A 12,820-nucleotide genomic window follows, 5' to 3' on the forward strand; every position below is an offset into this window, starting at 1 on the left:
TGCGATTCTTTCGCGCCGTCATTGTCCTCTTACGGACAAATTCTGACGAACTTCGGGCCGATACTTGGAGCGGAAGCATGCCGTTGTTCCGTGCCGCTATTGCGCCTATTCCGCGTCGCGCGTTTTCTTGCACACCGATTTCAGATTTTGCCAGGCTTCCGCACTGAGCGCCGGGCTCGAAGTATAGTCCTTCTGCTCGCTGACGACACGCGCGCGTTCGGCGGCCGGAGGGTGCGTGCGAAACCAGCTGAAAGCGCCCGGCCCTTCGTCGCCGTCTTCGGCTTCCATCTTCGTGACGCGCGTGAAGAAGTTTCCGAGACCCTTCGGCGAAATGTCCGCCGCCTTCAGCAGCTCGAGCGCATGCTTGTCGGCCTCCCGTTCGGCGTCGCGGGAATAGCCGAGCTGCGCCAGCATAAGCCCGACGTTGGCGAGCCCGCCGCCAGTCGTATTCCCCAGCATGACTTCGAGCGTCGCGCCAAGACCGACGCCGCGAATGATTGCAGATTCCGGGTGGAGCTCGATCCCATGACCCATTTCATGGGCGAGCACACCGGCGGCCTCATCCGGGCTTTCCGATTTGTCGAGCAAACCGCTGGTCAGGACGATCTGGCCGCCCGGCACGGCAAAGGCATTCATCAAAGGCCAGTCGTAAACGTGGATATGGAACGGGACGCTTCCCGACGCGCCTTGCGAAAGCCGCTCGGTCAACCGCGTGAGAGCCGCGAGACCGGCAGGGTCGACGCACTCCTTATGACCTTTGGTCATCGATGACCGGGTGGCATCGCCGAGCCGCTCACGCCAGGTGTTGGGAAGGTGTTGCGCGATCGACTTCGACGGACTGAAGCCGAGCAGGTAGACCGCAACGACCAGCCCCGCGATGAACGCGAGAATAAAAAACCACATGCGCTTCTCGCGAAGCCATGCTGCGCGGACCGACAGACGCGGCGCGCGCTCCCTGAGCGCCGCGGCAAAGCCCGCTCCCTGGACGAAGAGCGATGCGCCCGGCTCATCGCCGGATGTCAGGAGAACGTCGATGGCGTTTCGCCGGATGGGCTCTTCGGAGCGGAGTTTGGCGTACGGCCAGGTATGCCGAGAACCGGCGGGGAGTCCGATCTCGATGCCGGACGCGCCGAGGGACACGGTGCCGTCGACTGGTGTAGCTCCACGGCGGGCGATAAAGCGGCAATAACTCGGGAAGGCCGGATTGGCCGCCGGGGCTGAAGTCATCGAATGATTCCGCTTAAGGTTGGAGCGCGACCGCCCACATTTAAGCATGGCTGCCCGTAAAGAAATGTCTCCCGGACGACAAACTCGGGCCCTTGTCGCGTCGAAATCTCAGCCCAAATGGCACAGCCAGCGCCCGTCGTCGACGCAACGCGCAGGGCCAGGATTTTCGACACAGTCAGCGCCCCCGTTAACGATGATCGTTGGGTTGCATAGCTGATGTGGCGGTTAAGCAACTTTCTGGAGCCACCGCGCCACTTTCGAGCCACAATGACCGCGCACCTGCTGACTTGCGACGTCGGCTTATGCAGCGTCATTTTTTATCAGGCAGAGCACTTCCGCCGAGCCCACGCGACTGGCATCCCTGCGCCATCCGAATTCGGGTGGTTTGACAAGGGCGAGGATGCCCAAAGAGGAATAAATGGACGCCAAGACGTTCGATAAATCGAAGCTTCCGAGCCGTCACGTGACGCAGGGCCCCTCGAGGGCGCCGCACCGTTCGTATTATTACGCGATGGGCCTGACCGAGGAGGAGATCAACCGCCCGTTCGTCGGCGTCGCCTCGTGCTGGAACGAAGCCGCGCCATGCAACATTTCGCTGATGCGCCAGGCGCAATCGGTCAAGGCCGGCGTCAAGGAATCCGGCGGCACGCCGCGCGAATTCTGCACAATCACCGTCACCGACGGCATCGCCATGGGCCACCAGGGCATGAAGTCGAGCCTCGTCTCGCGCGAAGTCATCGCCGATTCGATCGAGCTGACGATGCGCGGCCATTCCTACGACGCTCTCGTCGGCATCGCGGGCTGCGATAAGAGCTTGCCCGGCATGATGATGTCGATGCTGCGGCTCAACGTGCCGAGCGTCTTCATGTACGGCGGCTCCATCCTGCCCGGCCGCTTCAAGGACCGCGACGTCACCGTCGTCGACGTCTTCGAGGGCGTGGGTATGCATAACGCCGGCAAAATGTCGGCGGCGGAACTCCACGAGCTCGAATGCGTCGCCTGCCCGTCGGCCGGTTCTTGCGGTGGCCAGTTCACGGCGAACACGATGGCCTGCGTTTCGGAAGCCATCGGCTTGGCGCTTCCCGGTTCGGCCGGTGCGCCGGCTCCGTATGAAAGCCGCGATGCCTACGCGCACGAAAGCGGCAAGGCCGTCATGCGTCTCATCGCCGATGGCCTTCGTCCGCGCGAGATCTGCACGCGCAAGGCCTTCGAGAACGCGGCTATCATCGTTGCGGCAACCGGTGGCTCGACCAACGGCGCGCTGCATTTGCCCGCCATGGCTCACGAGGTCGGCATCGATTTCGATCTGTTCGACGTCGCCGAGATCTTCAAGCGGACGCCTTATATCGCCGACTTGAAGCCGGGTGGAAAATACGTCGCCAAGGACGTCTACGACATCGGCGGCGTTCAGCAGATCCTGAAGGCTCTGCTCGAGGGTGGAATTTTGCACGGCGATTGCATCACCGTGACCGGTAAGACACTCGCGCAAAATCTCGAGAGCGTGAAATTCAATCACGATCAGAAAGTCGTATTTCCGGTTTCCAATCCGATCACGCCGACGGGCGGCGTCGTGGGCCTCAAGGGCACGCTCGCTCCCGACGGCGCGATTGTGAAAGTCGCGGGTCTGAAGACGCAGAAGTTCCGCGGCACGGCATTGTGCTTCAACTGTGAGGAAGATGCATTCCAGGCGGTTGAGGATCGAAAGTACAAGGATGGCGATGTGATCATCATCCGTTACGAGGGACCGAAGGGCGGTCCGGGCATGCGCGAAATGCTGTCGACGACGGCCGCACTTTACGGCCAAGGCGCTGGCGATAACGTAGCACTCATAACGGACGGACGCTTCTCAGGCGGCACACGCGGGCTCTGCATCGGTCACGTCGGACCGGAAGCAGCCGTTGGTGGTCCGATTGCGCTGGTTCAGGATGGCGACATCATCACGATCGACGCTGAAAAGGGCACGCTCGACCTCGAGGTCAGTGAGGAAGAGCTGGAACGGCGTCGCAAGGACTGGAAGGTACCGCCGAACATGTATCAGTCGGGGGCGCTGAGGAAATTTGCGGACCAAGTGGGACCGGCGCGATATGGCGCTGTCACCCATGCGGGAGGAAAGGCGGAAGTTCTCTGCTATGCGGACATTTAGGCTTGCACTTGCGGGAAGCGTTGCGACCCTTCTGATGCTGGGTTCGGCGATGGCGGGAGACATTGTCTTCCGCTCGCCGGACGATGCGATGAAGCAAGGAATATCGGCGTTCAACGGCGGTTACTACGAACTGGCGTTGCCCGCATTCGAAGCGCTCGAGACTTCGAAACCGCAGATCGCGCGCTTTTACATGGCGCGCATCTACGGCGATAACGAAGGTGCCTACACCGACCACGGCAAAGCTTTCCGCCTGTACAAGTCGCTTGCGGACGATCTGCAAGACGTCGATCCGGACGACGACAATCTCGCGCCGATCGCCGCGAAATCCCTGACAGCCGTTTCGACGTATCTGCGAAATGGCGTTGCCAATGCCGGCGTGAAGCCGGATGTCGAAGCAGCGAATCGCGCTTTGCAGCGGGCCGCGCTGACCTTCAACGACGAGGACGCGCAGTTTGAACTCGCCAAGGTGTTTCTGAGAGGCGAGGGGCCGGACATTTCGGTCGCTGGCTTCGAAGACCCCTCGAGCAAGATTGCGAACGGCCGCCATTGGCTCTCGCGCCTGTCGCAAGCCGGTCATCCCGGCGCCCAGGCGTTCCTTGCCGATTTGATGTGGCGCGGACGGTTCGTCGAGAAGAATCCAACCGCCGCGCTGAACCTCATTGACGTTGCCGTCGCCAACGCGCCGCCGAGCGAGCGCGTGTGGATCGAGGATATCTATCAGAACATCTTCTGCAATGCGGGTGAGGGCGTCCGCCAGCAAGCGACGGGACGCGTCGCCGAATGGCATAACCTCTATGGCCGCAGCCCCGCGGCGCGCGATGACAAGGACGGTCTCGATAATTTGGCGGTCGAACCGGTGAGAACGTGCTCGAACGGCGAACTGGTACGTCCAATGGGCGTCACGACGCCGACACCCGCGACGCAGGTCATCACGTCGACACCGTCGGCTTCGCCTCAGCGAAACGCCGTCATTCCGGCGGCGACCTCATTGCAGCCGGCAGCGGCTTCGCCGTCAGCGCCCGCTTTGTCGTCGTCAGCCCCAATGCTCGGCTTTGGATCCGGCGCATCCACGGCTCGCTAAGAGCTTTTATTCGCGTTTGGCGACTCTCCTTCGTCGAGCCGGCCGCCAAACGCCTCAAGAATCCAGCTTGATCCAGACGGGCACGTGGTCAGAGGGCTTTTCTTGAGCCCGCGTATCGCGATCTATGCCTGACGAGCGCAAGAGATCGGCAGCTTGGCTCGACAGCAGCATGTGGTCGATCCGGATGCCGTCGTCCTTCTGAAACGCACCGGCCTGATAATCCCAGAACGTGTAGACGCCGGGCCCCGGATGGCAGGCGCGAGTCGCATCCGTAAAACCGAGATTGACGAGCGTGCGCCAAGCGGCGCGGCTCTCAGGCTGAAACAGCGCGTCGTTGACCCAGGCCTGCGGACGCTTCGCATCTTCGTTTTCCGGAATGACATTGAAGTCGCCCGCGAGCACAAGCGGCATCTCGTCTTCGAGCAGAGCGGCTGCCCGGGCCTGCATCCGCTTCATCCATGCGAGCTTGTAGGCGAACTTCTCGGTGCCGATCGGATTGCCGTTCGGGAGATAAAGGGAAACGACGCGAACCATGCGGTCGCCGAGCGCAACCGACGCCTCGATCCAGCGCGCATGCTGATCGAGTTCGTCGCCGGGCAAACCGCGCGTCACATCTTCGAGCGGCGACTTCGAGAGAATGGCAACGCCGTTGAAGCCCTTCTGTCCGTTGGTCTCGACGTTGTATCCGAGATCCTGAAACGCCGAAGTCGGGAAGCCTTCGTCGACCGATTTGATTTCCTGGAGGCAGACGACGTCGGGGGAATGCTGGCGCAGGTATGCGAGCGCCGACTCAAGCCGCGCCTTGACGCCGTTTATATTCCAAGTTGCGATGATCATGGCGAGGGGGCGATTTCAAGCGAAGGGGGCACTGGTTCGCGTGCACGAAATGCGATGAACCGAAAACCAGATGTGCCACTCAATCCGCGACAAATCAAATCGGGATGGTTCAGATCGAAAAACTGGTCCCGCAGCCGCAGGAGGCGGTGGCGACCGGGTTGGTGATCTTGAATGCGGCGCCGATGAGATCGTCGACGAAATCGATCTGGGCGCCCTCCATGTACTGCGCCGAAACCGGGTCAATGACGACGACTGCGCCGTTTCGTTCGATGACAAGGTCGTCATCAGTGCGGGCGCCGACCAGATCGAACTTATATTGGAAACCGGAGCAACCGCCGCCCTCGACCGAAACGCGCAAAATCGGCGCTTCCGCCTCGGTCGCGGTTATCTCGGAAATTCGGGTCGCGGCGCGCTCTGTGACGGTAATGGTCATTTGTGTCATCGGTTGCAGACAGTTATCCAACCACCACTACTAGCGGTGGCGGTACGCAAGAGATAGGAAAGCGGCTGACGAAGTCAAATGCTAAGCGCATCGAACAATGATAGCGAGCCTTAAACCGGTCTCCGAGACCCTGGATTACGGGCTGAGCCTAAGGCCGGGGGAACGCTCTCCGGCCCCCTATGCCGCGAGCGGAGTTCCATCCCGAGGCCGCTACCATGCCGAATCGGAATGCGGCGCACGCGGTCCTTTCCAGCGCGACCGCGACCGGGTTCTCCATTCAACCGCCTTTCGGCGGCTGACCTATAAGACGCAAGTCTTCTTGCCGCACGAGGGCGATCACTTTCGAACGCGCCTGACCCATTCATTGGAAGTGGCGCAGATCGCCCGCACGATTGCACGGCAGCTTCGCCTCGACGAAGACCTCGCGGAAACGATCGCGCTCGCCCACGATCTCGGACACTCTCCGTTTGGTCACGCGGGCGAGCGTGCGCTCGATACCGAGATGCGCCCCTTCGGCGGCTTCGATCATAACGCGCAGTCGCTGCGCGTCGTGACCACGCTCGAACGCAAGTATCTGTCGTTCGATGGTCTGAACCTCACCTGGGAAACGCTTGAAGGTCTGGCGAAGCACAATGGACCCGTGCGGAGCGCGTCCGCTGTCGCCAAAGTCGCGCGCCACATCGAGGCCTGGTGTTCCCTGAAGCTCGATCAATGGCCCTCCGCCGAAGCGCAAGTCGCGAGCCTCGCCGACGATATCGCCTACCTCTCGCACGACGTCGACGACGGGCTTCGCGCCGGGCTGATCACGTTCGATACGCTCCATGGCGCGCCGCTCGCGGGGCCGATCGCGGGCGAGGTGAAGGCTGTCGCACGCGGTGCCGAGAGTGGCCGCGCCATCTACGAAGTGACCCGGCGCATGATCACCGCGATGGTCGGCGACGTCGTGACCGAAAGCCGGCGGCGGCTTGCGGGCTTAGCTCCAGGCTCGCCCGACGACATCCGCACCGCGGGCCACGCGGCAATCGCTTTTTCGGACGCCATGACGCTCGACCTCGCGCACCTGAAGAACTTTATGTTCGGCGCCGTCTATCACCACCGGCGGGTTCTCGACGTCATGGAAAAGGCCGAGAACGTGGTTCGCGACCTGTTTAGGAAATACTATTCCGACGCCGCTACGCTGCCCGCTGGCTGGCGCGAAGCGTTGCGGGGCCTGGATGACCGTCACCGGGCCCGCGTCGCTTGCGACTTTCTGGCGGGACAGACCGACCGTTACGCGCTCGCGGAACATCGCCGCCTGTTTGACGCCACCCCGGAACTGGGCTAGGCGCGAGACTTCGCATTCCCGCGCTGGCGGCCGGCTCGACGAAGGAGAGTCGCCAGCGCGAAGATAAAGGATTCCTATGAATATTTTCGCTGACGTCGTTGCCCGGGTCCGCACTGCGCTGACAGATCTTCAGTCCGAGGGATTTCTTCCCAAGGAGATCGACCTTCCGGCGTTCGACGCCGAGCCTCCGCGCGATCCGAGCCACGGCGATGTCGCCGTCAACGCCGCGATGGTTCTCGCGAAGCCCGCAAAGATGAAGCCGCGCGACATCGCGGAAGCTTTGAAAGCCAAGCTCGAAGCCGCGCCCGACGTCGCCAAGATCGACGTCGCCGGTCCGGGCTTCTTGAACATCACGTTCAAGACCGGCGTCTGGCAGTCGCTGGTCCGCACGATCCTGAAAGAGGGACCGGCCTTCGGCCGCGGCACAGCCGGTCACGCCGAGAAACTCAACGTCGAATACGTATCGGCAAACCCGACCGGTCCGATGCACGTCGGGCATTGCCGCGGCGCCGTCTTCGGCGATGCGCTTGCTAACCTGCTGGTCTTCGCGGGCTTCGACGTGGCGCGCGAATATTACATCAATGACGCCGGCGGTCAGGTGAACGTGCTCGCACGGTCCGCGTTTCTCCGTTACCGCGAGGCGCTGGGCGAGAACATCGGCGCCATCCCAGAGGGCCTCTATCCGGGCGACTATCTGAAGCCGGTCGGTGAAGCACTCGCGGCCGACCACGGCGCGTCGCTTCTCGACATGCCCGAAGAACGCTGGCTGCCGCTCGTTCGCTCCTTCGCGATCTCGAAGATGATGGAGATGATCAAGGACGATCTGGCCGCTCTCAACATTCGCCATGACGTCTTTTTCTCGGAAGCTTCCCTCACGGACGGCCGGGATCAGGTCAAAGCCGCGATCGAGGTGCTGCGCAAGAAAGGGTTGATCTACGAGGGCACGCTCGAAAAGCCCAAGGGCCACGACGATGCCGAGTGGGAAGATCGCGTCCAGACGCTCTTCAAGTCGACCGCCTTCGGCGACGACGAAGACCGCGCGCTTCAGAAATCCGATGGTAGCTACACGTACTTCGCAGGCGACGTGGCCTACCACTACGACAAGTTGCAACGCGGCTTCCGCCACCTGATCAACGTCTTCGGCGCGGATCACGTCGGCTACATCCCGAGAATGAAGGCGGCGGTCACGGCGCTGTCCGATGGAAAGGCAGATCTCGACGTGAAGGTCGTGCAACTCGTGCGGCTCTTCAAAGCCGGCGAGCCGTACAAGATGTCGAAACGGGCGGGCACCTTCGTCACGTTGCGCGATGTTGTCGACGAGGTCGGCCGGGATCCCGTTCGCTTCATGATGCTCTACCGGAAAAACCAGGAAACGCTGGATTTCGATTTTGCCAAAGTGACGGAGCAGTCGAAGGACAACCCCGTCTTCTACGTGCAATACGCGCATGCTAGGGCGGCGAGTGTTCTACGGAACGCAGTCGAGCAGGTTGCCGGATTAGACGTGTCTGCTGAAGCTCTCGAGAAGGCCGACCTCTCGATCCTGACGGATCCTGGCGAGCTCGACCTGATCCGGCGCCTCGCTGGTTTCCCACGACTGATCGAGGGAGCGGCGGCGGCGCACGAGCCCCATCGGGTTGCATTCTATCTCTACGACCTCGCGAGCGCTCTCCACACCCAATGGACGCGAGGCAATGATTCGCCACATTTACGATTTATTCAGGCAAATGACGGGGTTGCGACTTCGGCGAGGTTGGGGCTGATTTTCGCGACAAAGACGGTGATAAGATCGGGACTCCAAATCCTCGGCGTCGAGGCGCCCGAAGCGATGCGCTAAAGTCTCGAATCGACGATTAGGCGCAACCACAGCTTGCGCCCCACTTTAAGGGGGTTTCCGCGATGTCCTCGCAGAACGCATTTCCCGGGCCGAACGCCGCCAGGCCGGCTGCCCGCCCCAACGCGCAACCGCAAAACTCCCAGCCGCCGTGGGTCAATCCGCAGCCTCAGGCACCCCGCGCGCCGCAATCGGACAATGGCTGGCCAAGCCAGCGCCAACAAGACCAGCGTCAGCAAGACCAGCGCCAGCAGCCCGCGCCGAACTATCCAGCCTTTCCTCAGCCCGGCTTCGGCGGCCAGGCCCCGGAGCAGCAGGCGCCTTACGGTGGCGGTGGCCAGTGGAGCGAGCTGCAGCCGTCTGCAGCCCCGAGCCGCGGAAGTTACGGCGGCTATCAACAGCCGGGCCACGCCGAGCAGGCTGACCCATATGCACCACAATTCGAGCCCTACGTGCCGCCGTCGCGGCCAAGCTTCGCCCCCCAGCAGGCGCAGCCGGCGCAGGGTTACGGCGCCCAGAGCCAACCGGCGCCCCAGTGGCCCGCCCGGAATTTAGACCGGAACGCAGATCCGCACGGCTTCGATAACGGCAGCTACGCCGCTCCGTCGTTTGCCCCGCAACCGGCACCGCAGCCGATGCATGCGCAGCCGACCTTCGGACAACAGCAGTATCACGACAACGAATTGAGCGCGGCCGACTGGGCGGGCCCCCATGACAGTTTTGGGCACGACCCGTATCAGCAGAATCATGGGCCACACCACGGGGATGAACAGCTCGGTTTCGGCCAAGCCGAGGGCGGCGATTTGGAGCCCGTCTACGGCGAGGAAGAGGTCGAATACGAGGACGAAGAAGAGGCGCCACGCGGCCGGCGGCCGTTGATGATCGTGGCGGCTCTCGTCAGCGCCATCGTGATCGGCGGCACCATGGCCTATGGGTACAAAAAACTCACAGGCGCCCCCAATCCGCAGGGTGAGCCGCCGGTCATCAAGAGCGCAGAATTGCCCTCGAAGACGAAGCCCGCCGACGCTGGCGGTAAGCAGTTTCCCTATTCCGATACGAAAATCATGGGCCGCCTGGGCGACGGCACATCGTCGGCGCAAGCGGATGAGGCAAACAATTCCGGCCAAGGCGCCCCGTCCGACAGCTCCGATAACTCGGCGAATTCAGCGCCCGCCGACGATGGCGGCGCACGCAAAGTCTCGACTTTGGTCGTCGGCCGCGACGGGTCGATCCAGTCTTCCTCCCCACCTGAACAGCGGCCCCAGCCGGGTGATACAGGCGTTCCCGGCACCGCGCTGGTCGACTTCGGGCAGCACCCGGTCGTGGGCATGGGCGGTCCGGCGGCCGCACCCACGATGAATAGTCCGCCCGTACGGCCGCAACCGATGAATGCCGAGGCTACAACGCCCGCGCCGGTCAAGAAGGTGGTGAAACCCGTCAAGGTCGCGAAGATCAATTCCGTGGATGCGACCGGCAGCGCCGACGACAGCGCCGAAGCTCCAGTCGCGCCACCGAAAAAGCTCAAGAAGGTCGCGCGGGCCGAGCCGACGGTCGAAACGGACGCCACGGCGGATGCGCCGCCGGTTATCCCATCTTCGGGAGGAGGCACCGGCTTCGTCGCCGTGCTCGCATCCGTCCCCCGCTCCGATACAAGCCGCATCGACGCATTGAAGCTCTTTGCCGACATGCAGCAGAAATACGGTAACGCGCTTGCGGGAAAAACGCCGGACATCGCGTCCGCGACCCTCGCCAAGGGCCCGTACGACCGCCTTGTCGTCGGGCCGCCGGGATCGCGGGAAGAGGCGAGCAACGTGTGTTCGCAGCTCAAGGCTCAAGGCTACAAAGATTGCTGGGTCACCTCTTACTGATATCCTGAACGTCCGTGATATTTATCCGGCTGGTGCACCCGCACCGGCCGGTTGCATTTGAGCGRCGTTTGATGCGCCAAGACATCGGCCCCGGAGGGCCAAGTTGCGATGACCGCAAGCCTGATTGCCGGCCTCTCTGGCGTCGCCATGACGGATGACGAGCGCCGCTTCTATCGCGACGTCCAACCCGCGGGATTGATTCTATTCGCCCGCAACGTCGCCGATCGGGACCAGTTGAAGCGATTGGTCGAGGAGGCGCGAGACGCGGTCGGACGGCAGGATTTCCTCGTCCTGATTGATCAGGAAGGAGGCCGCGTCCAGCGCCTGAGGCCCCCGATTGCGCGATCGCTTCCGCCCGCAGCCGTCTACGCGGCGCTCTATGCTCAGAATCCGGAGGCGGCGAAACGTGCAGCCTTTGCGGTGGCGAGGCTCACGGGTGAGGACCTCCGGGCGTTCGGCATCACGATGAACTGCGCGCCCGTCGCCGACCTTCCCGTCGACGGTTCGCACGAGATCATCAGCGACCGCGCCTATGGCAACACTGTCGCGGAGGTCGTGGCGTTGGCTGAGACCGTTGCGAAGGGCTACCTCGCAAGCGGCGTCGTTCCGGTCGCAAAGCATATTCCCGGTCACGGCCGGGCGACGGCTGACAGCCACCTCTCGTTGCCCGTCGTTTCGACCTCGCGCCAAACGCTGTCGGAGACGGACTTCGCGCCCTTCAAGGCGCTGGCAGGCCTGCCGGCCGCGATGACGGCCCACGTCGTCTATTCGGCAATCGATGCCGCGAATCCGGCAAGCACGTCGGCGATCGTGACGCGCGAGATCATCCGCGGCGAAATCGGCTTCGATAACCTTCTGATGAGTGACGATCTCAGCATGAAAGCGCTGAGCGGGCCGATGCGAGCCCGGGCCGAAGCGGTAATTGCCGCAGGGTCGGACCTCGCGCTCCATTGCAACGGCGATCTCGACGAAATGCGCGCGGCGGCAGAAGGCGTGCCGGCCCTCGACGGGCGGGCCGCCGAAAGATTCGCAGCCGCTTGCTCTTGCATCAGCCGCATCGAACCCTACGATAAAGAGGAGGCGCTGCAACTCTTGGCAGGCCTCCAGGGCCAGCAGACTCCCGCTGTCTGAATCAGTGTAGTGTCAACGCCGCGCCTTCGATTGCGAGCGGCGCCAGACAGGAACAAAATCGAGATCCGATGGACGAGACGGCAGCGCAAGGCGAAAGCGGTGACTCCGGCTGGGACGCGTCAGGCCTTGAAAATATGCCGGCCGACGGCGAAGCCTTCGTCGTCGATATCGAGGGCTTCGAAGGCCCGCTCGACCTGTTGCTGGCTCTTGCCCGGACCCAAAAAGTCGACCTGACGAAGATTTCGATCCTTGCCTTGGTCGAGCAGTACCTCGGCTTCATCGCTGAAGCGCGGCTCATGAAGCTCGAGCTCGCCGCCGACTACCTCGTCATGGCGGCATGGCTGGCTTACCTCAAGTCGCGCCTTTTGCTGCCGAAGGAAAAGGACAACGCCGAGACTGCTTCCGCCGAAGAGATGGCGCAGCGTCTGTCGTTCCGCCTGATGCGGCTCGAAGCGATGCGCGACAAGGCCGCGATATTGCTGACGCGCCGGCGCCTCGACCAGGATGTGTTTGCGCGCGGCCAGCCGGAGCACGTCAAGGTCACGCGCGACACGACCTACACTGCGACGGTCTACGATCTGCTCAAGGCCTACGCCGATCAGAGACGGCGCACCATTCGCCTCGTCCACGTCGTGAAGGCTCGGCGCGTGTGGTCGATCAAGGAGGCGCGGCAGCGTCTCGAAAGGCTGGTCGGAGCAAGCGCTGGCGACTGGGCGCAGCTCGATCTGTTCCTCGAACAGTATCTGCCGCGGAACGAGGAAGAGCGTTCGGCGCTCGCAAGCTCTTTCGGTGCAACTCTTGAGATGGCGCGCGAAGGGTTAATCGAGCTTCGCCAGGACGAACCTTTCGCGCCGATCTATATGCGCAAACGCGAAGCAGGGGCGACGTGGGAAAAGATCGGCTAACAACGCCGAAAACACCGCTATAAGGGGGCTC

General features: G+C 62.8%; 10 protein-coding genes. 7 read left to right on the forward strand and 3 right to left on the reverse strand.

From position 1 onward, the window contains the following. Positions 1–105: 105 nt before the first annotated feature. On the reverse strand, positions 106–1,227 hold the full coding sequence (locus tag AC1DK3_RS06100; RefSeq protein ID WP_477191370.1) for a M48 family metallopeptidase: 1,122 nt from the start codon (positions 1,225–1,227) through the stop codon (positions 106–108). 418 nt (positions 1,228–1,645) lie between these two features. Here AC1DK3_RS06100 and ilvD point away from each other — a divergent pair, with 418 nt between their 5' ends. Beyond that, entirely contained in the window at positions 1,646–3,370 is a 1,725-nt protein-coding gene (gene ilvD / locus AC1DK3_RS06105; protein ID WP_477191371.1) for a dihydroxy-acid dehydratase, read from the forward strand. Further along, complete coding sequence (locus AC1DK3_RS06110) at positions 3,357–4,451, forward strand: tetratricopeptide repeat protein (RefSeq protein ID WP_477191372.1); 1,095 nt, start codon at positions 3,357–3,359, stop codon at positions 4,449–4,451. Before ilvD ends, AC1DK3_RS06110 begins: the two co-directional genes overlap by 14 nt. 54 nt (positions 4,452–4,505) lie before the next feature. On the opposite strand, the gene xth is transcribed toward AC1DK3_RS06110, so the two are convergent. Both xth and erpA read right to left on the reverse strand, forming a co-directional pair. Continuing rightward, on the reverse strand, positions 4,506–5,288 hold the full coding sequence (gene xth, locus AC1DK3_RS06115; RefSeq protein ID WP_477191373.1) for an exodeoxyribonuclease III: 783 nt from the start codon (positions 5,286–5,288) through the stop codon (positions 4,506–4,508). A gap of 109 nt (positions 5,289–5,397) precedes the next feature. Further along, the gene (gene erpA / locus AC1DK3_RS06120; protein ID WP_477191374.1) at positions 5,398–5,721 is read right to left on the reverse strand and encodes an iron-sulfur cluster insertion protein ErpA; all 324 of its coding nucleotides are present in this window, start codon (positions 5,719–5,721) and stop codon (positions 5,398–5,400) included. Positions 5,722–5,827: 106 nt separating this feature from the next. On the opposite strand from erpA, the gene AC1DK3_RS06125 reads away from it, so the two are divergent. The 5 genes from AC1DK3_RS06125 to AC1DK3_RS06145 all read left to right on the forward strand — a co-directional run bounded on the left by AC1DK3_RS06125 (position 5,828) and on the right by AC1DK3_RS06145 (position 12,789). Then, positions 5,828–7,054: a deoxyguanosinetriphosphate triphosphohydrolase gene (locus AC1DK3_RS06125; RefSeq protein WP_477191375.1), complete on the forward strand. Its 1,227-nt coding sequence runs from the start codon at positions 5,828–5,830 to the stop codon at positions 7,052–7,054. Positions 7,055–7,130: 76 nt separating this feature from the next. Then, the gene (argS, locus tag AC1DK3_RS06130) at positions 7,131–8,888 is read left to right on the forward strand and encodes an arginine--tRNA ligase (protein ID WP_477191376.1); all 1,758 of its coding nucleotides are present in this window, start codon (positions 7,131–7,133) and stop codon (positions 8,886–8,888) included. A 62-nt stretch (positions 8,889–8,950) separates the two neighbouring features. Further along, on the forward strand, positions 8,951–10,753 hold the full coding sequence (locus AC1DK3_RS06135; RefSeq protein ID WP_477191377.1) for an SPOR domain-containing protein: 1,803 nt from the start codon (positions 8,951–8,953) through the stop codon (positions 10,751–10,753). Positions 10,754–10,861: 108 nt separating this feature from the next. Then, entirely contained in the window at positions 10,862–11,884 is a 1,023-nt protein-coding gene (nagZ, locus tag AC1DK3_RS06140; RefSeq protein WP_477191378.1) for a beta-N-acetylhexosaminidase, read from the forward strand. 68 nt (positions 11,885–11,952) lie between these two features. Then, positions 11,953–12,789 carry a segregation and condensation protein A gene (locus AC1DK3_RS06145; RefSeq protein WP_477191379.1) on the forward strand — a complete coding sequence of 279 codons (837 nt, stop codon included), beginning with the start codon at positions 11,953–11,955 and terminating at the stop codon, positions 12,787–12,789. The last annotated feature ends 31 nt before the right edge of the window (positions 12,790–12,820 follow it).

The organism is Hyphomicrobium sp. 01T421, from assembly GCF_056398805.1.

What these genes read in the sequence shown, in the direction of transcription:
- argS (WP_477191376.1), top strand. Translation starts at nt 7,131, where the DNA reads ATGAATATTTTCGCTGACGTCGTTGCCCGGGTCCGCACTGCGCTGACA.
- nagZ (WP_477191378.1), top strand. Translation starts at nt 10,862, where the DNA reads ATGACCGCAAGCCTGATTGCCGGCCTCTCTGGCGTCGCCATGACGGAT.
- erpA (WP_477191374.1), bottom strand. Translation starts at nt 5,721, where the DNA reads ATGACCATTACCGTCACAGAGCGCGCCGCGACCCGAATTTCCGAGATA.
- AC1DK3_RS06145 (WP_477191379.1), top strand. Translation starts at nt 11,953, where the DNA reads ATGGACGAGACGGCAGCGCAAGGCGAAAGCGGTGACTCCGGCTGGGAC.
- ilvD (WP_477191371.1), top strand. Translation starts at nt 1,646, where the DNA reads ATGGACGCCAAGACGTTCGATAAATCGAAGCTTCCGAGCCGTCACGTG.
- AC1DK3_RS06135 (WP_477191377.1), top strand. Translation starts at nt 8,951, where the DNA reads ATGTCCTCGCAGAACGCATTTCCCGGGCCGAACGCCGCCAGGCCGGCT.
- AC1DK3_RS06125 (WP_477191375.1), top strand. Translation starts at nt 5,828, where the DNA reads ATGATAGCGAGCCTTAAACCGGTCTCCGAGACCCTGGATTACGGGCTG.
- AC1DK3_RS06100 (WP_477191370.1), bottom strand. Translation starts at nt 1,227, where the DNA reads ATGACTTCAGCCCCGGCGGCCAATCCGGCCTTCCCGAGTTATTGCCGC.
- xth (WP_477191373.1), bottom strand. Translation starts at nt 5,288, where the DNA reads ATGATCATCGCAACTTGGAATATAAACGGCGTCAAGGCGCGGCTTGAG.
- AC1DK3_RS06110 (WP_477191372.1), top strand. Translation starts at nt 3,357, where the DNA reads ATGCGGACATTTAGGCTTGCACTTGCGGGAAGCGTTGCGACCCTTCTG.